The sequence below is a fragment of the Shigella flexneri 2a str. 301 genome, from assembly GCF_000006925.2.
GTDB lineage: Bacteria > Pseudomonadota > Gammaproteobacteria > Enterobacterales > Enterobacteriaceae > ECMA0423.
This window is the reverse complement of record NC_004337.2, coordinates 1,503,314-1,527,647: the sequence shown is the minus strand read 5'-3', so window position 1 is coordinate 1,527,647 and position 24,334 is coordinate 1,503,314. Positions and strand designations below refer to the sequence as shown.

At 51.7% G+C, this 24,334-nt stretch carries 19 protein-coding genes, 7 pseudogenes and 8 other annotated features; of the genes and pseudogenes, 13 read left to right on the top strand and 13 right to left on the bottom strand.

The genetic code is table 11. The annotated features are described in order from the left end of the window. Positions 1-25 precede the first annotated feature (25 nt). Positions 26-1,645: a sequence feature (Similar to Escherichia coli K12 negative transcriptional regulator of cel operon gi: 1788030 (281 aa). BLAST with identity of 98% in 540 aa. This CDS has been disrupted by insertion. The sequence has been checked and is believed to be correct.), on the bottom strand. Then, positions 201-968 (top strand) — a mobile genetic element. (Overlaps the previous feature by 768 nt.) Beyond that, a complete protein-coding gene (gene insA / locus SF1493; RefSeq protein ID NP_707377.1) occupies positions 256-531 on the top strand; it encodes an insertion element IS1 protein InsA in 276 nt (91 codons plus the stop codon). It overlaps the preceding feature by 276 nt. Then, positions 558-953 carry an insertion element IS1 protein InsB gene (gene insB, locus SF1492; protein NP_707376.1) on the top strand — a complete coding sequence of 132 codons (396 nt, stop codon included), beginning with the start codon at positions 558-560 and terminating at the stop codon, positions 951-953. Here the strand turns inward: insB and SF1490a are convergent. The 5 genes and pseudogenes from SF1490a to osmE form a co-directional block, all read right to left on the bottom strand. Further along, positions 947-1,645, bottom strand: a pseudogene (locus tag SF1490a). The gene insB and the pseudogene SF1490a sit on opposite strands and share 7 nt — an antisense overlap. A 7-nt stretch (positions 1,646-1,652) precedes the next feature. Then, the gene (celC, locus tag SF1490) at positions 1,653-2,003 is read right to left on the bottom strand and encodes a PTS system N,N'-diacetylchitobiose-specific transporter subunit IIA (RefSeq protein NP_707375.2); all 351 of its coding nucleotides are present in this window, start codon (positions 2,001-2,003) and stop codon (positions 1,653-1,655) included. Positions 2,004-2,061: 58 nt separating this feature from the next. Continuing rightward, complete coding sequence (gene celB, locus SF1489; RefSeq protein ID NP_707374.1) at positions 2,062-3,411, bottom strand: PTS system N,N'-diacetylchitobiose-specific transporter subunit IIC; 1,350 nt, start codon at positions 3,409-3,411, stop codon at positions 2,062-2,064. Between the two features lie 84 nt (positions 3,412-3,495). Further along, the gene (gene celA / locus SF1488; protein NP_707373.1) at positions 3,496-3,816 is read right to left on the bottom strand and encodes a PTS system N,N'-diacetylchitobiose-specific transporter subunit IIB; all 321 of its coding nucleotides are present in this window, start codon (positions 3,814-3,816) and stop codon (positions 3,496-3,498) included. 298 nt (positions 3,817-4,114) lie between these two features. Continuing rightward, entirely contained in the window at positions 4,115-4,453 is a 339-nt protein-coding gene (gene osmE, locus SF1487) for a DNA-binding transcriptional activator OsmE (RefSeq protein ID NP_707372.1), read from the bottom strand. Positions 4,454-4,654: 201 nt separating this feature from the next. On the opposite strand from osmE, the gene nadE reads away from it, so the two are divergent. Both nadE and SF1485 read left to right on the top strand, forming a co-directional pair. Then, positions 4,655-5,482, top strand: coding sequence for an NAD synthetase (nadE, locus tag SF1486; RefSeq protein NP_707371.1), 828 nt, complete (start codon positions 4,655-4,657; stop codon positions 5,480-5,482). 229 nt (positions 5,483-5,711) lie between these two features. Then, on the top strand, positions 5,712-6,599 hold the full coding sequence (locus tag SF1485) for a nucleotide excision repair endonuclease (RefSeq protein NP_707370.2): 888 nt from the start codon (positions 5,712-5,714) through the stop codon (positions 6,597-6,599). On the opposite strand, the gene SF1484 is transcribed toward SF1485, so the two are convergent. From SF1484 to cstC, 7 genes and pseudogenes are all read right to left on the bottom strand, one after another. Next, entirely contained in the window at positions 6,559-7,134 is a 576-nt protein-coding gene (locus tag SF1484; protein NP_707369.2) for a hypothetical protein, read from the bottom strand. The genes SF1485 and SF1484 overlap by 41 nt on opposite strands. A gap of 202 nt (positions 7,135-7,336) precedes the next feature. Further along, positions 7,337-7,822, bottom strand: coding sequence for a periplasmic protein (gene spy / locus SF1483; RefSeq protein NP_707368.1), 486 nt, complete (start codon positions 7,820-7,822; stop codon positions 7,337-7,339). 329 nt (positions 7,823-8,151) lie between these two features. Then, positions 8,152-9,024 carry a succinylglutamate desuccinylase gene (ydjS, locus tag SF1482; RefSeq protein NP_707367.1) on the bottom strand — a complete coding sequence of 291 codons (873 nt, stop codon included), beginning with the start codon at positions 9,022-9,024 and terminating at the stop codon, positions 8,152-8,154. Between the two features lie 88 nt (positions 9,025-9,112). Continuing rightward, positions 9,113-10,446 (bottom strand) — a sequence feature (Similar to Escherichia coli K12 conserved hypothetical protein gi: 1788041 (448 aa). BLAST with identity of 97% in 445 aa. This CDS contains an in-frame stop codon. The sequence has been checked and is believed to be correct.). Beyond that, positions 9,113-10,446: pseudogene (locus tag SF1481) on the bottom strand. It overlaps the preceding feature by 1,334 nt. Positions 10,447-10,498: 52 nt before the next feature. Then, positions 10,499-11,977 (bottom strand): aldehyde dehydrogenase, encoded by a 1,479-nt coding sequence (locus SF1480; RefSeq protein ID NP_707366.3) that lies wholly within the window; start codon positions 11,975-11,977, stop codon positions 10,499-10,501. Continuing rightward, positions 11,917-12,948: an arginine succinyltransferase gene (locus SF1479; RefSeq protein NP_707365.2), complete on the bottom strand. Its 1,032-nt coding sequence runs from the start codon at positions 12,946-12,948 to the stop codon at positions 11,917-11,919. The genes SF1480 and SF1479 overlap by 61 nt, the downstream gene beginning before the upstream one ends. Further along, positions 12,948-14,168 (bottom strand) — a sequence feature (Similar to Escherichia coli N-(alpha)-acetylornithine-(delta)-aminotransferase gb: AAB51148.1 (406 aa). BLAST with identity of 99% in 407 aa. This CDS contains an in-frame stop codon. The sequence has been checked and is believed to be correct.). It overlaps the preceding gene by 1 nt. Further along, a pseudogene (gene cstC, locus SF1478) lies at positions 12,948-14,168 on the bottom strand. It overlaps the preceding feature by 1,221 nt. Before cstC ends, SF1479 begins: the two are co-directional and overlap by 1 nt. A gap of 445 nt (positions 14,169-14,613) precedes the next feature. On the opposite strand from cstC, the gene xthA reads away from it, so the two are divergent. From xthA to SF1472, 6 genes and pseudogenes are all read left to right on the top strand, one after another. Next, positions 14,614-15,420 (top strand): exonuclease III, encoded by an 807-nt coding sequence (gene xthA / locus SF1477; protein NP_707364.2) that lies wholly within the window; start codon positions 14,614-14,616, stop codon positions 15,418-15,420. A 166-nt stretch (positions 15,421-15,586) separates the two neighbouring features. Continuing rightward, entirely contained in the window at positions 15,587-16,297 is a 711-nt protein-coding gene (gene ydjX, locus SF1476; RefSeq protein NP_707363.2) for a hypothetical protein, read from the top strand. Continuing rightward, positions 16,140-16,979 carry a hypothetical protein gene (gene ydjY / locus SF1475; RefSeq protein ID NP_707362.2) on the top strand — a complete coding sequence of 280 codons (840 nt, stop codon included), beginning with the start codon at positions 16,140-16,142 and terminating at the stop codon, positions 16,977-16,979. The genes ydjX and ydjY overlap by 158 nt, the downstream gene beginning before the upstream one ends. A gap of 17 nt (positions 16,980-16,996) precedes the next feature. Continuing rightward, the gene (gene ydjZ / locus SF1474) at positions 16,997-17,701 is read left to right on the top strand and encodes a hypothetical protein (protein NP_707361.2); all 705 of its coding nucleotides are present in this window, start codon (positions 16,997-16,999) and stop codon (positions 17,699-17,701) included. Then, a pseudogene (locus SF1473) lies at positions 17,701-18,248 on the top strand. The gene ydjZ and the pseudogene SF1473 overlap by 1 nt, the downstream one beginning before the upstream one ends. 8 nt (positions 18,249-18,256) lie before the next feature. Continuing rightward, positions 18,257-20,863, top strand: a sequence feature (Similar to Escherichia coli K12 conserved hypothetical protein gi: 1788051 (390 aa). BLAST with identity of 97% in 868 aa. This CDS has been disrupted by insertion. The sequence has been checked and is believed to be correct.). Beyond that, a pseudogene (locus SF1472) lies at positions 18,257-20,863 on the top strand. Its footprint overlaps the feature before it by 2,607 nt. Further along, positions 18,584-20,011, bottom strand: a mobile genetic element. (Overlaps the previous pseudogene by 1,428 nt.) Further along, complete coding sequence (locus SF1471) at positions 18,598-19,944, bottom strand: insertion sequence IS4 transposase InsG (protein ID NP_707359.1); 1,347 nt, start codon at positions 19,942-19,944, stop codon at positions 18,598-18,600. (Overlaps the previous feature by 1,347 nt.) The pseudogene SF1472 and the gene SF1471 sit on opposite strands and share 1,347 nt — an antisense overlap. 17 nt (positions 20,864-20,880) lie before the next feature. Then, positions 20,881-22,307: a sequence feature (Similar to Escherichia coli K12 transport system permease gi: 1788052 (497 aa). BLAST with identity of 96% in 476 aa. This CDS contains an in-frame stop codon. The sequence has been checked and is believed to be correct.), on the top strand. The 3 genes and pseudogenes from SF1470 (at position 20,881) to SF1468 (ending at position 24,334) form a co-directional block, all read left to right on the top strand. After that, a pseudogene (locus SF1470) lies at positions 20,881-22,307 on the top strand. It overlaps the preceding feature by 1,427 nt. After that, positions 22,307-22,960, top strand: coding sequence for an ABC transporter ATP-binding protein (locus tag SF1469; RefSeq protein ID NP_707358.2), 654 nt, complete (start codon positions 22,307-22,309; stop codon positions 22,958-22,960). The pseudogene SF1470 and the gene SF1469 overlap by 1 nt, the downstream one beginning before the upstream one ends. Before the next feature lie 51 nt (positions 22,961-23,011). Continuing rightward, positions 23,012-24,334 (top strand) — a sequence feature (Similar to Escherichia coli K12 thiosulfate sulfur transferase gi: 1788054 (441 aa). BLAST with identity of 97% in 440 aa. This CDS contains an in-frame stop codon. The sequence has been checked and is believed to be correct.). Continuing rightward, a pseudogene (locus tag SF1468) lies at positions 23,012-24,334 on the top strand. It overlaps the preceding feature by 1,323 nt.

Sequence of the window (24,334 nt, the reverse complement as noted above, 5' to 3'; positions counted from 1 at the left end):
TATGTGAATTGTCAGGTATAACGACTTACTGATTAAATTCAGTCAATTTCTTACGATATCTCTTAGGCGTAAAGGACGTTAATTTCTTAAACGTTTTAATAAACAAACTCGGGCTACTATAACCGGCCTCAAACGCAATATCCGTCACGGAATAGTTGGTCATTTCCAGTTGTTTTTTTGCAAAATTAATACGGATCTCAGGTAATGCTGCCAACTTACTGATTTAGTGTATGATGGTGATTTTAAGGTGCTTGCGTGGCTTCCATTTCCATCAGATGTCCTTCCTGCTCCGCTACTGAAGGCGTGGTGCGTAACGGCAAAAGCACTGCCGGACATCAGCGCTATCTCTGCTCTCATTGCCGTAAAACATGGCAACTACAGTTCACTTACACCGCCTCTCAGCCCGGTACGCACCAGAAAATCATTGATATGGCCATGAATGGCGTCGGATGTCGCGCCAGTGCACGCATTATGGGCGTTGGCCTCAACACGGTTTTACGTCACTTAAAAAACTCAGGCCGCAGTCGGTAACCTCGCGCATACAACCGGGCAGTGATGTGATTGTCTGCGCTGAAATGGACGAACATTGGGGCTACGTCGGTGCTAAATCACGTCAGCGCTGGCTGTTTTACGCGTATGACAGGATACGGAGGACGGTTGTGGCGCACGTCTTCGGGGAACGCACTCTGGCCACACTGGAGCGTCTTCTGAGCCTGCTGTCGGCCTTTGAGGTCGTGGTATGGATGACGGATGGCTGGCCGCTGTATGAATCACGCCTGAAGGGAAAGCTGCACGTTATCAGCAAGCGTTACACTCAGCGCATTGAGCGACATAATCTGAATCTGAGACAACATCTGGCAAGGCTGGGACGGAAGTCACTGTCGTTCTCAAAATCGGTGGAGCTGCATGACAAGGTCATCGGGCATTATCTGAACATAAAACACTATCAGTAAGTTGGAGTCATTACCCGGATCTCATTAATAATCTGCATTGGTGTTTTGCCATAATATCGTTGAGTCGCTCGCGTCAAATATTCCTGTGATTTGGCTGACAACGTCACCATATTCTCCAGCGCCGATTCACTAAACTGCTCTTTATCATGCATCTTTTCTACCGTACTTTTCAGCCACTACGGTACATCATCAATCACCTGTTCTTCGCGGTAATGACGTAAACGGTTAATGACATAAAAAGTAACCATCTCAACAAACTCTTCCAGCCCTGTTTCGCGGAAATTTAATGAAGAAATCACTGTTTCCACATAGGTGAGAAAAGCGTTATTGGTCCGGTATACCTGCGAAGCAACAAAGCAATAAGGCAACAACGGCAGGTAATGCTGCTCAAAAAAGCGTTTACTGATCCCAACGTTCAATATGCGCGTGGCACCAAACTCATAAAAACTTTGATGGTGCGAACCTAACGGAATAAAAACAAAATCGCCCCGTTCCAGTAACACGCGCTTACCGTTAATCTCCTGGAAATAACGCCCGGTTAATACCAGAGTAAATTCATAATAGTCGTGCTGATGCAGTCCGCTGATACTCTCAGTTTTGTTATAGATAAACACATGGAAGTTTTTGCCATTAAACAACTGCTGTTCTCGGGCAGTGGCAATTTCCGGCGCGTTAATCACTGGCTGCATCATCGACTCCTTATGCCTTCAGTTTTTCATGAAGCTCAATTAATTCAGTAATCAGTTCACGCGCAAGCATGGACGTCATTAAATGATCCTGAGCGTGGACCAGCACCAGACTCACTTTCATCTTACCTTCGCCCGCATCGCCTTCAATCAGTTTCGTCTGTACCAGATGCGCTTCATTCAATGCCATCCGTGACTGATCCATCATGGCTTTCGCTGCGGCAAAATCGCCCTGCTTCGCCTGTTTCAATGCGGCATACGCCAGGCTACGCGCTTGTCCAGAGTTGATGATAAGCCCCATCACCACTTCTTCCAGCTCTTCAGCTTCTGTTTGCGTATCAGGAATATTATCGAGATCCATCATACATCGTTCCTCTCTCTTCTTACCGGCAAGATTACCCGTACCGGCATCGATTAAAATTTCAGGGGTTAGCGATATCTTCTTCGCTCTCTTCTTTATCAATCGCATTTTGTGCTTTGTTAGCCACCACAACAAAGGGCAGATAAATTAACGTTGCGATGCCAAGGTTGAAGAGTGCGACCAGCAATGCGGCGACGCTACCGTTGGTGTTAAAGAAGGCTCCCAGACCGGTTGGCATGGTCCACGGTGCAATATTGGTCACCGGAGGAATGATGCCCATGTAGTACGCTGCGAGGGTGATTGCCGCCAGAATCGGTTGTACCAGTACAAACGGGATAAACATCACCGGGTTCATGATAATTGGCAGACCAAACAGAATCGGTTCGTTAATCTGGAAGATGCCGGACGGCAGCGCCAGTTTTGCCACCTGACGATAATCAGCACGGCGAGAGGCGATAAAGATAGCCAGGATCAGGCCTAAAGTCGCACCACTGCCCCCAAGGAAAATAAAGGAGTCCAGCATCGGCTTGGCCCAGATATGGAAGGTCTTACCGGCTGCCAGCGCCGCTTCGACGGAACCATATTGCTGATAGGTCGCGATATTTTCCAGCGCCCACGGCGTCATAATGCCGTTGTCCAGTGCGGTCAGCGCCAGCGCGCCATGAATACCGAAGAACCAGAGCAGTGGAACAAAGATCACATAGGCCCAGCCCACCACGCTACCCAACGATGCCAGTGGGGTTGAGATGGTATCCATAATGATCTGATGGAAGTTGGTGCCCCAGGTATTCAACGCCCAGGCAATAATCCCCATCACGGAAAGAATAATAAAGCCGGGAATTAATGCCGAGAAAGAACGCGATACTGAAGCAGGTACGCTGTCGGGCAGTTTAATGACCCAATTGCGGCGGACAATAAAGGTAAACATTTCTGCCACCACCAGGCCAATAATAATCCCGGAGATGATATTCGCCCCACCTAACCAGTTTGCGCCAACCGCATAGGCCTCACCGACACTATATGGGGTGACGGTCATAAATGCTGCAACGGATAACAACCCAGCCGCCAGCGCATCGACTTTACGCTCTTCTGCCAGCGCCATGCCAATAAAGAACGGTGCCATTAAAGACATTATTCCTAATGTTCCGTTATATACGTTGCCGCCAATACCTTTCAGACCATTAAGTGTTTCAATGGTTGAGGCGTCGAGGCGAATACCTAAGGAATAAAAAAACGACCCCTCCCCAAAGCTTAGAAAAACGTTGTTAATTAATACAAACATGGCCCCCGCAAGGGTTAACGGCATTAAGCGAATAAAGTCATTTTTGATTGCATTAACGTGTGGCTGCTTTCCTATTTTAACTGCAAAAGGGAGGAGTACCTTTTCAAGCGATGCAATAACATTACTCATAGAAAAATACCCTTAAAAACCGCAATTTAAATATTACGGTATTGATTTATGAAATAACTCTTTGACGGGAAAATTTAAAATAAATTAATTTGCTGCGGCTTTTTTAATCGCTGCAACCGCAGCCTTAAGCACGCCTAAACCATCGACTTTGCCATAAAGCAGCGAGTCAATTACTTCAACCGGTTTGTTGGGTAACAAACGCTGGATTTCGGGCAACATATAAGCAATCTGCGGCCCTAATAACACGACATCGGCATTCTGACCTTTTTCACCAGCCAGTGTTTCCGGAAATGCTTCAATAATGACCGGAACTTCATATTTTTCTGCCTGTGCGCGCATTTTTGATACCAGTAAAGAGATAGACATGCCCGCAGAACAAAACAGATAAATGTGTTTCTTTTCCATAAAACTGCCCTCATCGACGATTATCTGTCAGCCAGACACTCCGCAAGCCTTGACCTGCTTCCATGCTCTGGGTAACTTGCGAAACCAACATGACTTTTTTTGTGGCTGAAAGGAGTATACGGTATAGACCTGAGCAATAGTATTTCTTTGACCTTATAAATTGTTTCTCCTTGACCTGTGGTTATGACCCTCTTCACATTTCGGGCAAATAATTCGCGAAGATAATTAAGAACTCAGGCCAAAAAAAACCGGCGCAATGGCCGGTTTCCGTTGTTACTCAAGCTTTCAGACGAATTGATTACTTCGCAGCCTGTGGATCAGTGTCGTATTCAGCACAGGTCTGATAACCGGAGTTGATGACATGTCCGGTATCATCTAACGCGACAAAGTAGGTTTCTGCTTTACCATCACGTTGACCCAGGATGTAGGTCTGGCAAGTACCGCGAGCATGGATCATGCTCACTTCAGACGAAGGTTTACCCGCAATTTGTGCAACCTGCGCCCGGCTCATGCCTTTTTTGACGTCTTTCACCACAGGCTGTACAAACTGGTCTTTGGTACGATCATAAGCTGTACAACCCGCCAGCATGGTTAATACCGCCGCTGCACTCAGAATTCCTGCCATATTCTTGTTCATATTCCGTCCTCTTGTTTATCAGCGTGTTAGATAAGCCTGGAATACATTGGGCGCTTTTTCAAGCCCGTGAACGAAACGGCTCCGCTTTCAGAGGATTCCTGTATGACGTTTTAACCACCATTCAGCCCGCTGTCGCTTGTCGTTTCAGTAGCAACGGGTTAGCTTTAAGGAAGTTTTGTCTTTTCTGTCTGGAGGGGTTCAATGACATTGCAACAACAAATAATAAAGGCGCTGGGCGCAAAACCGCAGATTAATGCTGAAGAGGAAATTCGTCGTAGTGTCGATTTTCTGAAAAGCTACCTGCAAACTTATCCGTTCATTAAATCACTGGTGCTCGGGATCAGCGGCGGTCAGGACTCCACGCTTGCCGGAAAGCTGTGCCAGATGGCGATTAATGAGCTGCGCCAGGAAACTCGCAACGAATCACTGCAATTTATTGCCGTACGCCTGCCCTATGGTGTTCAGGCTGACGAACAAGATTGCCAGGATGCCATTGCCTTTATTCAACCGGATCGCGTATTAACCGTTAATATCAAGGGCGCGGTATTGGCTAGCGAGCAGGCATTGCGGGAAGCAGGCATTGAACTGAGCGATTTTGTCCGTGGCAATGAAAAAGCGCGTGAGCGGATGAAAGCACAATATAGCATTGCGGGTATGACCAGCGGTGTCGTGGTGGGCACCGATCATGCAGCAGAAGCCATTACCGGATTCTTCACTAAATATGGTGACGGCGGTACGGATATTAATCCGCTGTATCGTCTCAACAAACGCCAGGGTAAACAGTTACTGACGGCATTAGGTTGCCCGGAACACCTTTATAAGAAAGCCCCAACTGCCGATCTTGAAGATGATCGCCCTTCTCTGCCAGATGAAGTGGCACTCGGCGTGACCTATGACAATATCGACGACTATCTGGAAGGGAAAAACCTACCTGAACAGGTCGCCAGAACAATAGAGAACTGGTATCTGAAAACCGAACATAAACGCCGTCCGCCAATTAACGTTTTCGATGATTTCTGGAAAAAGTAATAATTTGCACCTATTGGATTGTGCGAAAAAGAGTAATTTGTTCACGCCGGATGCGGCGTGAACGCCTTATTCTACCTACAAAACTATGCAAATTCAATACATTGCAGGAGTCGAATAGGCCTGACAGGCGTAGCACGTCAGACGGTGTAACCTTTGTCATCAACCCGCCTCTTTTTTAATCGCCTCCCGCCTGTTACACTGGATAGATAACCAGCATTCGGAGTCAACAGTGGTACGGCGTTTAACTTCTCCGCGGCTCGAATTTGAAGCTGCGGCAATTTATGAATATCCCGAACATTTACATTCATTCCTTAATGACTTACCCACCCGACCAGGGGTGTATCTGTTTCATGGCGAAAGTGACACCATGCCGCTCTATATCGGCAAAAGCGTTAATATCCGCAGTCGGGTGCTTTCTCATTTACGCACCCCGGATGAAGCCGCCATGCTACGGCAATCCCGGCGAATTAGCTGGATCTGCACCGCAGGCGAAATCGGCGCTCTGCTCCTTGAAGCGCGATTAATCAAAGAACAACAGCCGCTGTTTAATAAACGGTTGCGCCGCAATCGCCAGCTCTGTGCCCTGCAATTAAATGAAAAGCGCGTCGATGTGGTGTATGCCAAAGAGGTGGATTTTTCACGAGCCCCCAACCTGTTTGGCCTGTTTGCCAATAGGCGCGCAGCTTTGCAAGCATTGCAGAGCATCGCTGATGAACAAAAACTTTGTTATGGCCTGTTGGGACTGGAACCGTTAAGTCGCGGTCGTGCATGTTTTCGTTCAGCGCTAAAACGTTGCGCCGGAGCATGCTGCGGTAAAGAGAGCCATGAGGAACATGCGCTACGCTTGCGCCAGTCTCTGGAGCGTTTGCGAGTGGTGTGTTGGCCTTGGCAAGGTGCGGTGGCACTGAAAGAACAGCACCCGGAAATGACTCAATATCATATTATTCAAAACTGGCTGTGGCTGGGGGCGGTTAATTCGCTGGAAGAAGCGACAACGTTAATTCGGACACCCGCCGGGTTTGATCACGACGGTTATAAAATTCTTTGTAAGCCGCTGCTTTCCGGTAACTATGAAATTACTGAACTTGATCCGGCGAATGACCAGCGAGCCAGTTGATTTCACTGAACAACAGTTTACCTTGCGGTTGTAAAAGCCGCAGGGTGTGCCTGCCATCGAACCAGCACACGCCCTGGTCGGTAGTGAGCAGTTTGTCGCCCAGTTGCCACGCCCCGTTAATCACAAACACCACCCCGCCGCGTGAGCCAAAGGTAGTAAACGTACGTTCGGCAATTCTGACTTTCGCCTTACAGACATCCAGGCGCGTCATAATATTGAAATCCATCGACATCTGCCCTGCCGTCAGTTTCGCTTTTACCACCTGGTCCGCCGTAAAGGCAAAAGGCTGTAACGGTTTTAAGGTATGGTTAAAGCGGTCTGCGCTTTCAAGGAGCATCTCGCCGCCTTCCAGCAACGTCACTATCCTTTCCATGCCGGGAAACAAAGAAAACTCCCCATTCGCCGCGATGGATGCAATGCTGGCACGCCAGTAAAAATCACGTTTTGCCGGTGGGAAAGTGCAAATTTCGCGCGTTTCACCGGCAGCGTTTCGCCACAGATTCACCGACATTTTACGCATATCAAAGTATTCCATACTCGCTCCCGGCCCGTTCTTTTCATTGTTATCGTTCAGGTAACCGTGGATGGTTATCGGCAACTCGGGTGATTTACGTTAGTGGTGATCAGGCTTTTTTTACAACTGTTTGAGAAGAGAAAAGAAAACCGCCGATCCTGTCCACCGCATTACTGCAAGGTAGTGGACAAGACCGGCGGTCTTAAGTTTTTTGGCTGAAAGATTATTCAGCAGTTGCAGGCATTTTACCTTTTGCCGCTGGACGTTCTGTCAGACGCTTCTCAAAATTAGCATTAAATTGCTTTTTCTGTTCCGGCGTCAGGATGTTGTAAATTTTGTTCTGGGTTTCCATGTGCGCCAGCATGTTAGCTTTGCGCTGTTCTTCCATTTTTGCGATCTGCGCTTCAGCTTTTGCTTTATCGAAGGTATCGCTGGCAATGATGTCATGCATTGCGCGGCGTTCTTCCAGCGGCGGACGTTTCATCTGGTCACGCTGGCCTTTCATGATTTCGTGGATCTGCTGTTTCTGCGCGTCGGTCAGGTTCAGGTCTTTGAACATCATGTCCTGATGCGGACCGAACTTGCCTTTGTGGTGCATCATCGGCTTCGCGTCAGCCGGTGCTGCGGTAGTGGTGTCTGCGGCATGGGCCAGGTTAGCCGCGCCAAGAGCCAGGGTAGAGGCAACAAACAGTGCAGTTAATTTACGCATATTCTATATCCTTCCTTTCAGTTATTTATTACGGCTTTCTTAAGTAGCGTGCCGTGTTGACGAGATTAACTTTACTGACTTTAGCGTCAATTAATCAGAGCAACGGTAAAACAATGAAAGTGTAAAAAACACTTTTGCGCCAATTATGGAGAAAAAAAGAAAATTTGATGGAGAGTGATGAGAGAATATTACAACACGATGATTTTGCAGAGATTATGAAGAACTATACCGGATGACTGGTGATAAATAAAGCAAATAACCAGGATTAATCTGTATTAATTTATAAGAAAGCAACTTAATACCCGCAGAATGATTTCTGCGGGTAAGTATTAGCTTATTTTTTCGAGCATTAATCCCGCGCGTAATCCCAACGCTACCAACGGATTAGGGAATAACACATACTCTACATCATGGGTTACGGTAAAACGTTCCTCTCCGTCCTGCGCCAGCAATGTTCCTTTCTCAAACGGCATAAAATTCAGCGTGTCACTTGCCATATGCATTTCGAAGGACGGCGAGTGGCGAGTAATTTGCGAAACCACCCGATAACGGAGCGGCGGTGTTCTCACGATACCGACACTCTCACCAGATAGCAGCGCAGCAATTGCGCTGGCAGTTACTGCAAACTGGCGAAGATCGTTTTGCCCAAAGGGCAACGCTTTGCCAAGTTCCAACGTACAGGCCAGCGCGCCAAAATGTCTGACGCTGAAATGGGTAAACGTACCACCAGGCTCCTGATGGAACACCAGCGCCTCCAGCCCCGCCGCACCCAGCCACGTCAGAAATTTCTCGTCCCAGGGAATGTCGCGTTGCGGTAATACACCGAACTGCGGATGCAAGGAGCCACGAATTGCGGTATGTAGATCAAGGTGCCAACGCACAGATTCTTTGCCCTGGTCATAAAAATCTTCCAGGCACTGTTCCAGTTCGCGCGCCCGACAGGTTTCTCCGCTTTCAGCAAATAGCTGCCAACGACCGCCAAACATTCGGTTCATATCGCTATGGCAATAACGTTTCCCTTGCTTCAGCGCAGGAGGATTCCCGAGGATCACCAGCAACCGCCAACGTAACGGGATCTCGCCGTGAGATATCGCGCCAAGCAACGCGTCCAGCATTTCCACAGGTGCCGTCTCATTACCGTGGATCCCCGCAGAAATCACCAGCGCGCCTTGCGGTGGCGTTAATGGCGTCAGTTCCAGCACACCATCGCCCAGCCAGCGCCAGCGAACGCCGTTGATTTCTCGCTCGGTGATAACCGGTTTTTTACCCGTTAAGGTCAGAGCAAGAAAATTATCCATTGCCCCCTCCCTCGCGCTGGAACGGATAAACCGAACCGAGATTCAGTAATTGGCTCAATACATCCAGTGCTTCCCGCCCTTCGCGCAGCAATTGCGGGTCGGCCAGATCGGCAGCAGTAAGACGATCGCGGTAGTAACGATCCACCCAGTCATTGAGCGCATTAAACAAGGTATCGTTCATCATCACCGCCGGATTCACCGCCCGGCGTTCTTCTTCTGTCAATACCACCCGCAACCGCAGGCACGCCGGGCCGCCGCCATTCGCCATGCTTTCACGTAAGTCAAAGACTTTTAGTTCGCTAATCGGGTTGTCAGCGGCAAGGAGTTCATTGAGATAACCCCATACTCCGGCGTGTTCCCGACACTCCTGAGGCAGCACCAACATCATGGAACCATCATCGCGGCTCAACAGTTGGCTGTTAAACAGATAGGTAGACACCGCATCCGACACGGAAACCTGAGTTGCCGGAACTTCTATCGCCATAAAACCGTTCACCCGCGTGCCAGTAACTGTGACTGGCGAGCGAACGCCTGTTGGTGGCAAAACAGCACCTGGCGGTTACTCACGGCAATCACGTCATTATGAAAAACGCTCTGGTCGATAACGTCCGGGTTTTGCTGGGCGAAAATCACCTGTTGGGGATTCACCTGATTAAGCCTTGCCACCGCCTCGCTGGCTTCGCGAGTCTGTCGCGCCGGATAACGGGAAGGCCGGGTATCATTGCCTTCTTCTCGCCCGTAGACAAAAAGTAGCATACCCGGTTCACCGTAATGACCGCCGAGACGATTGTGGTTTGCCGCCCCCTCATCACCGAGCAACGCTACCTGCGGCAACGCCGAATGGACGCTAAATTTCTCTTCGTCCTTAAAAATCGCTTTTAACAGCGATTCAGTGACGGGCGCTTCCAGCGAACGGTGAAATTTATTGTTCAGGTTGGCAACGGTGAGATGCACTTTGCCATCCAGCGTATCGGCAGATGGCGCGATCGTTGCCGCATTGGCTACCCACATTGGCGAAGCGGAACTGACGCTGGAAAGCCAGTGCGGTGCCTGGCGTGCAACTTTTTCCAGTACCTGCTCATCGCTACCACTGAATCCCAACTGACGCAGCACCGGAATAAACGGACGCTCGTGCGGCGGAATCACGGCCTGGGGGAATCCCGCATCGGCAAGGGCTTTCATTTTCAGTAAGCCCTGTTTTGCCGCCAGTCGCGGGTTAGACACCTGAAAACGGTGACGGGTAGAGGCTTCATTACCAAACGACAGGCCCGCGTAATGATGCGTCAGCCCTACCAGCCCGTCGAAATTAACTTCCCAGGCGTTCATCGCACCACCTCATCGGAAAAATCCAGCCCGGGGTTAAGCGTGGCGGGCAATGTTAACGAGTCCGACTCCAGGCTCGCCATAGGCCATGCGCAGTAATCTGCGGCATACAGGCGCTGGGGCGATGGTTACCGGAAGCACCAATGCCGCCGAATGGGGCGGTACTGGCAGCACCAGTAAGCGGTTTGTTCCAGTTAACAATCCCCGCCCGCGCCTCCAGCAACAGTTGATCGAATTTTTCCCGCTCGGGGGAAACCAGACCGCAAAAGAGTCCGAAGCGAGTGTTGTTCGCCATCCGAATCGCCTCATCAAAAGTATCATAACGCCAGACGCGCAAAAACGGCCCGAACACCTCTTCATCCGGCACACCGCCAACGCCCGTCATTTCAATGATCCCTGGTGTCAGCAACGATGTCCCTGCTTGTAATAAGCGCGGCGCAAGCAGGGTTCGTCCGCCCATCGCTTCCAGTTGCTGCCAGGCAGTAACCACCTGCTGTGCGGCCTGTTCAGAAATCAGCCCGCCAATAAACGGCTGCGGTTCGTCATCCCAGTTGCCCGGCGTTAATCGCTGGCTGACGGCAACCAGACTAGCAAGAAACGCATCGCCCTGCGCTCCGCTTTTGAGCAATAAACGGCGGGCGCAGGTGCAGCGTTGCCCGGCTGTGACAAACGCCGACTGAATGGTCAGATGGACAGCCGCGTCGATATCCGCCACCTCATCGATAATTAGCGGATTATTACCGCCCATCTCAAGGGCGAGAATTTTCTCCGGCTGACCGGAGAGCTGGCGATGCAGCTGGTAGCCGGTATTGGCGCTACCGGTAAACAGCAAACCGTCGAGATCCTCCAGCGCACTCAGCGCCTGACCCGTTTCACGCCCGCCCTGCACCAGGTTCAGCACGCCCGGCGGCAAGCCAGCCTGCTGCCATAAACGCATTACCGCTTCGCCACTCCACGGTGTCAGTTCGCTGGGTTTAAAGATAATGGTGTTACCTGCCAGCAATGCCGGAACGATATGTCCGTTCGGCAAATGACCAGGGAAATTATACGGCCCAAACACCGCCAGCACGCCGTGCGGGCGATGTCGCAGGCTCGCCGCACCGTCCGGCATTTCACTACGCTGCTCGCCGGTACGAACGTGATACGCCTTAATTGATATCGCGATTTTATTGATCATCGCCGTCACTTCGGTTGCCGCTTCCCAGCGCGGCTTACCCGTTTCTCTGGCAATAATCGCGGTTAATTCGGCTTTATTGCTTTCCAGCAATCCGGCAAAGCGTTCGACAACGACCTGACGTTCAGCCAATGAGAGCCGCGCCCAGCGCGGAAACGCCGCACGGGCTGCCCGACAAGCCTGTTCGACCTGAGCGGCATCGGCATCATTGCCTTGCCATAACACCTCGCCCGATACCGGATTACGCTTCACACGCGATGCGCCCTGGCCCGTTATCCAGTCACCGTTAATCCATAAAGTCATGCTGTTTTCTCCTCTGCGCACAGGCGCACCAGACGAACGCGATCCCCTGCGTGGCATTTGAGGGCATCCAGTTGTGCGGCGGTTAAAATCAAACGCTCGGTTGCCGGATCGGTACGCGCCAGCACCACGCGGAAATGGTGATAATTTTCATTGGCGACCAGGCAGGCCGGAAAATCGCCCTGCGCAGGCTGCCCTTCTGCCACTTCCACCAGCCGACTTTTACGGATGGCGCGCACGCGGTCGATGTCACACTCAAGCGTTGGCCCGCCGTCGAAGATGTCGATATAGTTGCGGTAACGAAAACCTTCTTTCTCCAGCACCGCGCGGGCAGGCGCGGTTTGCGGATGTACCTGACCGATGACGTCCTGGGCTTCCTGGGATAAAAAGTGGGTATAGATCGGATGTTTCGGCATCAGTTCTGCAATAAATGCCTTTTGCCCGGTGCCGCAGAGAAAATCGGCGCGGCTAAAATCCATCGAAAAGAAGCGTTTACCGAGGCTTTGCCAGAACGGTGAATAGCCGTGTTCGTCAATCACCCCGCGCATTTCAGCAACCACTTTGTCATTAAACTTGTCGCGAAAAGCCGCCATAAACATAAAGCGCGATTTCGACAGCAAATAGCCGTTGCCCTCTTTGCGCCAGTCCGGGTCGAGAAACAGCGTGCACAGCTCGCTGCTGCCGGTGTGATCGTTACTAAGAAACAGCGTCGGCAATGCGTTATAGACATTCAGCTCTTTTGAGGCGTGAACCAACGTGCCGACGCGATAGTTGTACCAGGGATCGTTCAGCCCAACCGCCACCTCAATAGCGCAAATCCCCGCCACGGTGCCTGTCTCGCTATCTTCCAGCACGAACACATAGCCCTGCTCGCTTTTGGGCAGTTCACCTTGCCAGGTTTTGATTGCCCTTTCGATACGCGCCGAAAGCGTGGCTTCATTGGCGGGAAGCGACGTCAGGCCGCCGCCCGTTTTGCTGGCAAGCTGCATCAGCGCCGAGACATCTGAGCGCTCAACGGGACGGATGACCATCATGATGAACCTCGGCTAACAAAGTGTTCGCAAGCAGCTGCAAAGCGATCCAGTCCGGTCGTCACCTCTTCTTCGCTGACATTGAGCGCAGGCGCAAAACGCACCACGTTGCCACCCGCAATCAGTACCATCACGCCTGCTTTCGCCGCTTCCAGAGAGATCTGTTTCGCTTGCCCGGCGTAATCGGCATTCAGTACACAGCCAATCAACAAACCTAAGCCGCGAACTTCACTGAACAAACCATAGCGGTGATTAATAGTATTAAGACGCTCAACAAACCAGTCGTGACGCTGTTTAACGCCATTAAGCATCTCTGGTGTGTTGATGAGCTCCAGCACTTTGCCTGCTACCGCCGAGGCCAGCGGATTACCGCCATAGGTGGTGCCATGAGTGCCAACGGTCATCACGCGGGCGCACTCTTCGGTTGCCAACAACGCACCGACCGGGAAACCGCCGCCCAGCGCTTTGGCGGTGGTTAACAGATCGGGCGTCACGCCGTAGTGCATATAGGCATACAGCTCACCAGTGCGCCCGACGCCGGTTTGTACCTCATCAAAAATCAGCAAGGCATTGTGGCGGTCACACAATTCACGCAGACCTTGTAAAAACGCGTTGCTGGCTGGCACCACACCGCCTTCGCCCTAGATGGGCTCGACAATCACCGCACAGGTGGCGTCGTCAATCAGCGCGCTGGCAGAGTTAATATCGTTATATGCAGCATGACGAATATCCGCCGGCAGTGGCGCAAAATCCTGTGAATAGGCTGGCTGCCCACCCGCACTGACAGTAAACAGCGTGCGACCATGAAACGCATTTTTGAACGCCACGATGCCACTCTTATGGCTGCCGTAGCGGTCGTGAGCGAATTTACGCGCCAGTTTTAGCGCCGCTTCGTTGGCTTCCGCACCGGAGTTACAAAAGAAGACGCGATCGGCAAACGTGGCGTCGATCAATTTTTTCGCCAGTCGCAGTACCGGCTCGTTGGTGTAACCGTTGCCGGTATGCCAGAACTTACTCGCCTGTTCGTTCAGCGCTTCACGCAGTTCCGGATGCGCATGGCCCAGCGCGTTCACCGCAATGCCACCCGCGAAGTCGATATACTCTTTCCCCTGCTGATCCCACAAGCGCGAACCTTCGCCACGTACCGGTATAAAGGGTGCCGGAGCGTAAACAGGTATCATCCATTCATCAAAGTTTTCACGCGTAATTGGCTGAGACATAGCGACCTCTACAGTAAATAATTCGTTATTTGTATGTTAACAATAAGTAATGTTTGCGCTGTAAATGTAGATTGCAGGGTTCGTGCCAGCCAGTGATAAAAGTGCATAAACGGCGGAGGCTAACTGGAAATCAAGGAGTTATAACCAAACCATATGCATTTAAAGTGCATATAAAGTGAATACGTTTGCGATGTGGGTGAATAAAAAGAATAAAAAACGCAATGTTATGCAGAAGTAAAATATAATTCTAGAATTGTGATCATTGACGAAATTTACTGGAAATTACTGCGCCATTCTGACGCAGCGCGCACCAAAAGCGGGCATTTTTTGCGCCATCGTTGACATCATTAACAACCATCGATCAAATCACTTAACAACAGGCGGTAAGCAACGCGAAATTCTGCTACCATCCACGCACTCTTTATCTGAATAAATGGCAGCGACTATGAAATTTGTCTCTTTTAATATCAACGGCCTGCGCGCCAGACCTCACCAGCTTGAAGCCATCGTCGAAAAGCACCAACCGGATGTGATTGGCCTGCAGGAGACAAAAGTTCATGACGATATGTTTCCGCTCGAAGAGGTGGCGAAGCTCGGCTACAACGTGTTTTATCACGGGCAGAAAGGCCATTATGGCGTGGCGCTGCTGACCAAAGAGACGCCGATTGCCGTGCGTCGCGGCTTTCCCGGTGACGACGAAGAGACGCAGCGGCGGATTATTATGGCGGAAATCCCCTCACTGCTGGGTAATGTCACCGTGATCAACGGTTACTTCCCGCAGGGTGAAAGCCGCGACCATCCGATAAAATTCCCGGCAAAAGCGCAGTTTTATCAGAATCTGCAAAACTACCTGGAAACCGAACTCAAACGTGATAATCCGGTACTGATTATGGGCGATATGAATATCAGCCCTACAGATCTGGATATCGGCATTGGCGAAGAAAACCGTAAGCGCTGGCTGCGTACCGGTAAATGCTCTTTCCTGCCGGAAGAGCGCGAATGGATGGACAGGCTGATGAGCTGGGGGGTGGTCGATACCTTCCGCCATGCTAATCCGCAAACAGCAGATCGTTTCTCATGGTTTGATTACCGCTCAAAAGGTTTTGACGATAACCGTGGTCTGCGCATCGACCTGCTGCTCGCCAGCCAACCGCTGGCAGAATGTTGCGTAGAAACCGGCATCGACTATGAAATTCGCAGCATGGAAAAACCGTCCGATCACGCCCCCGTCTGGGCGACCTTCCGCCGCTAATTTAGCAGCTCTCCTGGCTCAAACTGGGTCAGGAGAATTAACCTTGAGAAAAATCAACAAACTGTCAGTAATGATTTGTTGCCTGCCGTCCTTTGTTATACCGTCACTGCGTTTTTAGTTGTCTGACCACTTCTCTATTATCAAGTTTGATATAGGAAACTCCACGATGAACGCTGAGCGTAACTTTCTGTTTGCCTGTCTTATTTTTGCGCTGGTCATTTACGCTATCCACGCTTTCGGTTTATTCGATCTGCTCACCGATTTACCCCACTTACAGACACTCATTCGCCAGAGCGGATTGTTCGGTTATAGCCTCTATATTCTGTTATTCATCAATGCCCCCCTCTTTCTGTTACCAGGAAGCATACTGGTGATCGCTGGAGGAATAGTTTTTGGCCCGCTCTTAGGGACACAACTCTCATTAATTGCCGCAACGCTGGCCTCCTCGTGCTCATTCCTGCTGGCGCGCTGGCTGGGACGTGATTTACTGCTGAAATACGTGGGCCATAGCCATACCTTCCAGGCCATTGAAAAAGGCATTGCGCGTAACGGTATTGATTTTCTTATTCTGACCCGCTTAATCCCGTTGTTTCCTTACAATATTCAAAATTACGCTTACGGATTCACCACCATCGCCTTCTGGCCTTATACCCTTATTTCGGCACTCACGACCCTGCCCGGTATTGTTATTTATACCGTGATGGCAAGCGATCTCGCCAATGAAGGCATTACGCTGCGCTTTATTTTACAACTCTGTCTGGCGGGCCTGGCGCTGTTTATTCTCATCCAGCTCGCAAAACTCTACGCCCGACACAAACATGTGGATCTGTCTGCTTCGCGCCGCAGCCCACTTACTCACCCAAAAAATGAAGGATAGAACGATGTCGCAACATTATTCAGTGTCATGGAAAAAAGGACTGGCTGCACTCTGCTTACTGGCTGTTGCCGGGCTTAGCGGCTGCGATCAAAAAGAGAATGCGGCGGCAAAAGTGGAATACGACGGACTTTCGAACAGCCAACCGCTGCGCGTCGATGCCAATAACCATACGGTAACCATGCTGGTGCAAATTAATGGTCGTTTCCTCACCGACGACACTCGTCACGGTATTGTGTTTAAAGATGGCTCCAACGGACATAAATCGCTGTTTATGGCTTATGCGCCCCCGAAAGCATTTTATGAAGCCCTGAAAGAGGCAGGTGGTACGCCGGGCGAAAACATGACGATGGATAATAAAGAAACGACTCATGTCACAGGCAGCAAACTGGATATTTCGGTCAACTGGCAAGGGGCGGCAAAAGCGTATTCCTTCGATGAAGTGATTGTTGACAGTAATGGCAAGAAACTGGACATGCGCTTTGGCGGTAATTTAACGGCAGCAGAAGAGAAGAAAACGGGTTGCCTGGTGTGTCTGGATAGCTGCCCGGTCGGCATCGTCAGCAATGCAACATACACTTATGGTGCGGTGGAAAAACACGGCGAAGTGAAATTCAAAGGCAATGCCTCAGTTCTCCCGGCGGATAACACGCTGGCAACGGTTACCTTTAAAATCACCGAATAAAGCCAAGATAAAGGATGATGAAGATACAATCGCGTAAAATCTGGTACTACCGTATAACCCTCATCATCCTGTTGTTCGCTATGCTGCTCGCATGGGCGCTGCTTCCCGGCGTCCATGAGTTTATCAATCGCAGCGTTGCGGCGTTTGCCGCCGTGGACCAACAGGGTATAGAACGCTTTATTCAGTCTTACGGCGCACTGGCGGCAGTTGTCTCGTTCTTGTTGATGATTTTACAGGCCATTGCTGCACCGCTACCTGCGTTTTTGATCACCTTTGCCAATGCGTCGCTGTTTGGCGCGTTCTGGGGCGGCTTGCTGTCGTGGACCAGTTCGATGGCCGGCGCGGCGCTGTGCTTTTTTATCGCCAGAGTGATGGGCCGCGAAGTGGTGGAAAAATTAACCGGCAAAACCGTGCTTGACAGTATGGACGGCTTTTTCACTCGCTACGGCAAACACACCATCCTGGTCTGTCGGTTATTGCCTTTTGTCCCTTTCGATCCAATCAGCTATGCTGCCGGTCTGACTTCAATACGTTTTCGCTCGTTTTTTATCGCCACCGGGCTTGGTCAATTACCGGCGACTATTGTTTATTCCTGGGCAGGCAGCATGTTAACAGGCGGTACTTTCTGGTTTGTCACCGAACTGTTTATTCTGTTTGCCCTGACCGTGGTGATTTTTATGGCGAAGAAAATATGGCTTGAGCGCCAGAAGAGGAATGACTGATGGGTTTACCGCCGCTTAGCAAAATTCCTTTCATTTTACGTCCGCAGGCGTGGCTGCATCGTCGCCATTACGGCGAGGTGCTAAGCCCGATTCGCTGGTGGGGGCGGATCCCGTTTATCTTTTATTTGGTGTCAATGTTTGTGGGTGGCTGGAGCGCAAACGCTCACCGCTCGATCCGGTAGTGCGATCGCTTGTCAGCGCGCGCATTGCGCAAATGTGCCTGTGTGAGTTTTGCGTGGATATCACCAGTATGAAAGTCGCCGAGCGTACCGGCAGCACCGATAAACTGCTGGCAGTGGCTGACTGGCGGCAAAGCCCGCTCTTTAGCGATGAAGAACGGCTGGCGCTGGAGTACGCCGAAGCCGCAAGCGTCACACCGCCAACAGTCGATGATGCCCTGCGTACCCGACTGGCTGCGCATTTTGACGCTCAGGCGCTCACCGAACTGACGGCATTGATCGGCCTGCAAAACCTGTCGGCTCGTTTTAATTCTGCCATGGACATTCCCGCTCAGGGGCTGTGCCGTATTCCGGAAAAACGTTCTTAAGGAGGGAAGATGCGCCATTGTGGGTGGTTGCTGGGATTGTTATCGCTGTTTTCTTTGGCAACACATGCCAGTGACTGGCAGGAAATTAAAAATGAGGCCAAAGGGCAAACCGTCTGGTTTAACGCCTGGGGCGGCGATACCGCAATTAACCGCTATCTCGACTGGGTTAGCGGCGAGATGAAAACCCATTACGCTATAAACCTGAAGATTGTTCGTCTCGCGGATGCCGCAGACGCGGTGAAGCGCATTCAGACCGAAGCTGCTGCCGGTCGTAAAACGGGCGGCTCGGTGGATCTGCTCTGGGTGAACGGCGAAAACTTCCGCACCTTAAAAGAGTAATGCCAGTCAGTTAAGCAACTGACTGGCTCTTTTTCGGGGCTGTGGGGTATTTCCAGGGCCTCTCCTTTACCACTCTCGGGAAGGCCCTTCCCCTTCTCGTCGGTAATTTCACAAGTTGTCCCATACTTGCAAGATCGCGCATCAGCTCCGGTATACGTCCCGGTGAAGCGCCCTGCAATGTCATCAGCATTCTCATCACCATTCCGCATGATTCTGAGAAACTCAGTTGATTCGGCCAGTAACCTTTCAGATGTTCCGCCATTTTAATCATCTGATATCTCACCAGATTATAAGCCAGTAAGACACCCCACAGCTCTTGCTCCACAAGCTCCGGCTTTTTACTTCTCAGCGTCAGCCTGCTCAGTTGCATCGTCTGTTTTATCTCCCTGTATCCCAGTTCGATTTCCCAGCGATTACTGTACAGATCCGCCATTTCTCCTCCGGGGAAGCGCATGGCGTCCGTCATCGACGTCAGCAGATGGCAGACTTTTCCTTTGCGCGTCACGGTCAGCAGGCGGGCTGTCACTTCATTTCCCAGTCCCGGCCACTTTTTTCGTGCCTGCGGGCTGGTTTTCAGCTTCACCAGATGATCGCCTTTACCCAGTTTTCTGAGCTCTTCATATTGCGCTCCCTTTCTGAGAGGTATCATCCAGTGGCGGTGTTCTCCCGCCAGGCTCCAGCCATTTAACAGTCCCAGTGAGTAATAACCTTTATCCATTAACGTCAGAGTGTTATCGCCGGTTTGTTCTATAAGTTGCTCAGCAAGCTCATTTTCGCTGTTCTTCATCGTGCCGAAGGCTGCAGCCGTCAGCAGATGGCTGGTCAGTTCCATCTGGCAGACCATTTTGACCTGCGGGTAGAGCGCCGGGTTCCCGGCATGTGTCTGGCGGGGGAAGGCTGCATCGTTCTCTGGTGTATCCGGTGTGCGCCAGAACACACCATCGATGGCCAGCAGGGTCAGGCCGCACCAGTGCGGATGCGGCGTGGCGTTATGCCAGAGCTGCGCTGTTTTCGTGAACACGCGGCGGACAGCCTCACTTCCCAGGCGCTGGCGGGCCTGAATAACAGCACTGGGGGCAACGAAGGGGCGATTGCCCGGCAGCATGATGTCCAGGCGATTCACAATCTGGTGAAGAGGTTCTTTACGCTCAAGCGCCATGCCAACAATACACCAGACCATCATTTCGAGGGGAAGACGGCGCTTGCGTAGCGTTACAGTACCTGATTCGGCAAGGCAACGAGAGATGAGTTCGGGGTCGAGGTAATCCCCCAGAGAAGTCAGTGGGTTACGCAGAGAATCGTAACGGGATACCAGATCAAGAGCCTGTCCAATGTGCATAAAAGAATCCGGAAACAAGTGAGCGTTTCCGGATTCTTACACAGCCACTGGATCGGTCAACTGATCCTTAACTGATCGGCATTACACCTTAAAAGAGGCCAATTTATTACAAACGGGCTGGGCGGAGACTCTGCCCAACTGGCGCTATGTCGACACACAGCTGCCGGTGCGGGGAGATTTTTCAGTGCCGACACAAGGTGCGGAATCGCCCTGGGGCGGCGCACAACTGACGTTTATCGCCCGCCGCGATGTTACGCCACAGCCACCACAAACGCCGCAAGCCTTACTGGAGTTTGCTAAAGCCAATCCCGGCACGGTTACTTATCCGCGCCCACCGGACTTTACCGGCACGGCGTTTCTTGAACAGTTGCTGATTATGCTGACGCCAGATCCCGCCGCATTAAAAGAAGCGCCGGACGATGCGACTTTCGCCCGTGTCACTGCGCCCTTGTAGCAATATCTTGATGCACTGCATCCGTATTTGTGGCGCGAAGGAAAGGATTTCCCGCCTTCGCCCGCGCGGATGGATGCTCTGCTGAAAGCCGGCACATTGCGCCTGTCGCTGACCTTTAACCCCGCACATGCGCAGCAAAAAATCGCCAGCGGCGATTTGCCGGCAAGCAGTTACAGTTTTGGCTTTCGCGAGGGGATGATTGGCAACGTGCATTTCGTCACCATTCCAGCCAACGCGAATGCCAGTGCTGCGGCGAAGGTAGTTGCCAATTTCCTGCTCTCACCCGATGCGCAACTGCGTAAAGCAGATCCCGTTGTCTGGGGCGATCCTTCTGTTCTCGATCCGCAAAAACTGCCTGACGGGCAGCGCGAAATATTGCAATCAAGAATGCCGCAGGATCTGCCGCCGGTACTGGCTGAACCGCACGCAGGATGGGTGAATGCACTGGAACAAGAATGGTTACGCCGTTACGGTACGCATTAATCTTTTTGCTGTGGGCGATGGTGGCGGTGATTTATGCACCGCTGATCCCGGCAGCTCTCACGCTGATATCGCCTGCGTTGTCGTTGACACGCTGGCAGGCGTTATTTGCCGATCCACAGTTACCGCAGGCATTACTGGCAACGCTGGTGTCGACAACCATCGCGGCGGTCGGGGCATTGTTGATTGCCCTGCTGGTGATTGTGGCGCTATGGCCTGGGCCGAAATGGCAGCGTATGTGCGCCCGTCTGCCGTGGCTGCTCGCCATTCCCCATGTGGCTTTTGCCACCAGCGCCCTGCTGCTCTTTGCTGACGGAGGGCTGCTATATGACTATTTCCCGTATTTCACTCCGCCAATGGACCGATTTGGATCGGTCTGGGCCTCACCCTTGCAGTGAAAGAAAGCGCATTTCTGCTGTGGATCTTAGTGGCAGTATTGAGCGAAAAACGGCTGTTGCAGCAGGTCATTGTGCTGGATTCGCTGGGCTACAGCCGCTGGCAATGGCGATGCTGGCGATTGTTGCCTGGTCGCTTTCGGTCGTGGATGTGGCGATTATTCTTGGGCCAGGTAATCCACCGACGCTGGCAGTAATTAGCTGGCAGTGGTTAACTCAGGGCGACGCGGATCAACAAACGAAAGGCGCACTCGCCAGTCTGCTGCTGATGCTGTTACTCGCCGCCTACGTTTTGGCGCAGCTGGCGGCGCACTATTCCCCGCGTAGATGGCATTCGCAAGCCTGCCACACCTTTATTACCAGGCACTACGCTGGCGAGTTTTTTACCCTTAACCGGTGTGCTGTGTGTGGTTCTGCTGGCGATCCTCGCGGATCAGTCGACGATCAATAGTGAAGCACTCATCAACAGTCTGACAATGGGGCTGGTAGCAACATTCATCGCTTTGCTCCTGTTACTGCTGTGGCTGGAATGGGGGGCACAGCGTCGCCAGTTGTGGCTATGGTTGCCCATTCTATTGCCCGCTCTGCCACTGGTGGCGGGCCAGTACACGCTGGCGCTATGGCTGAACCTGGATGGAAGCTGGACGGCGGTGGTCTGGGGGCATCTGCTGTGGGTAATGCCGTGGATGCTGTTTATCCTGCAACCCGCCTGGCAGCGCATTGATTCACGGTTAATTTTGATTGCGCAAACACTGGGCTGGTCGCGGGCCAAAATCTTCTTTTACGTGAAATGCCCACTCATGTTGCGCCCTGTGCTGATTGCCTTCGCGGTGGGATTTTCAGTCAGTATTGCGCAGTATATGCCGACGCTGTGGCTGGGCGCGGGGCGTTTTCCGACGCTCACCACTGAGGCGGTGGCATTAAGCAGCGGCGGCAGCAACGGTATTCTCGCCGCCCAGGCGTTATGGCAACTGTTGTTACCGCTTATTATTTTTGCCCTGACCGCGTTAGTCGCAAAATGGGTAGGTTATGTCAGACAAGGAATCCGCTAATGCTCTGCGTGAAAAATGTTTCGCTACGTTTACCAGAAAGCCGCTTGCTGACAAACGTTAACTTTACGGTTGATAAAGGTGACATCGTCACGTTAATGGGGCCGTCTGGCTGTGGAAAATCCACTCTGTTTTCATGGATGATTGGTGCACTGGCCGGACAGTTTTCTTGTACAGGTGAGCTATGGCTCAATGAGCAACGGATTGACATGCTACCCACCGCACAGCGTCAGATTGGCATTCTTTTTCAGGATGCACTGTTATTTGACCAGTTCAGCGTCGGGCAAAATTTACTGCTGGCGCTACCGGCGACACTTAAGGGGAATGCCCGACGTAATGCCGTGAATGATGCACTTGAGCGTTCAGGCCTTGACGGAGCTTTCCATCAGGATCCTGCCACTTTGTCTGGCGGTCAGCGAGCGCGCGTTGCTCTACTACGCGCCCTTCTCGCCCAGCCAAAAGCGTTACTCCTGGATGAGCCATTCAGCCGTCTTGATGTGGCTCTGCGCGATAATTTTCGCCAGTGGGTGTTCAGCGAAGTTCGCGCCCTGGCGATCCCCGTCGTTCAGGTAACGCACGATCTCCAGGATGTTCCTGCTGATAGTTCTGTTCTGGATATGGCGCAGTGGTCAGAAAATTACAACAAACTGCGATAACGCAAAGTTTTTCTCAATGCGTCAGTTCAGAATGGCGCACTCAAAACTACAATGTCGGGATTTTCGATGAAACGTGTTTCTCAAATGACCGCGCTGGCAATGGCTTTAGGGCTGGCTTGCGCTTCTTCGTGGGCCGCTGAACTGGCGAAGCCTCTTACACTTGACCAACTTCAGCAACAAAATGGCAAAGCGATAGATACTCGCCCCAGCGCGTTTTATAACGGCTGGCCACAAACCTTAAATGGCCCTTCTGGTCATGAACCTGCCGCCTTAAACCTCTCTGCTAGCTGGCTCGACAAAATGAGCACCGAACAGCTCAACGCGTGGATCAAGCAACATAACCTGAAAGCCGATGCCCCGGTGGCGCTGTACGGTAATGGCAAAGATGTTGACGCCGTCAAAACGCGACTGCAAAAAGCAGGTTTTACGCATATCTCCATTCTGAGTGACGCGCTAAGCGAACCTTCCCGTCTACAAAAACTGCCGCACTTTGAGCAGCTGGTTTATCCGCAATGGCTGCATGACCTGCAACAAGGTAAAGAGGTTACGGCGAAACCTGTCGGTGACTGGAAAGTCATTGAAGCGGCCTAGGGCGCTCCTAAGCTTTACCTTATCAGCCATATTCCTGGCGCTGACTACATCGATACCAACGAAGTGGAAAGCGAACCGCTGTGGAACAAAGTTTCTGATGAACAACTAAAAGCGATGCTGGCAAAACACGGCATTCGCCATGACACCACGGTCATTCTGTACGGGCGTGACGTATACGCTGGAGCGCGTGTGGCGCAAATTATGCTCTACGCAGGCGTGAAAGATGTGCGTCTGCTGGATGGCGGCTGGCAAACCTGGTCCGACGCGGGACTGCCTGTTGAGCGAGGAACGCCACCGAAAGTGAAAGCGGAACCGGATTTCGGCGTGAAGATCCCGGCACAACCGCAGTTGATGCTCGATATGGAACAGGCCCGTGGACTGCTGCATCGCCAGGATGCATCGCTGGTGAGCATTCGTTCGTGGCCAGAATTTATCGGTACGACCAGCGGTTACAGCTATATTAAACCAAAAGGTGAAATAGCCGGAGCACGTTGGGGACACGCTGGTAGCGACTCGACGCATATGGAAGATTTCTATAACCCGGATGGCACCATGCGTAGCGCCGATGATATTACCGCTATGTGGAAAGCATGGAATATCAAACCAGATCAGCAAGTTTCATTCTACTGCGGCACCGGCTGGCGCGCGTCCGAAACCTTTATGTACGCACGCGCCATGGGTTGGAAGAATGTTTCCGTGTATGACGGCGGCTGGTACGAATGGAGCAGCGATCCAAAAAATCCGGTTGCAACCGGTGAACGCGGCCCGGGCAGTAGCAAATAA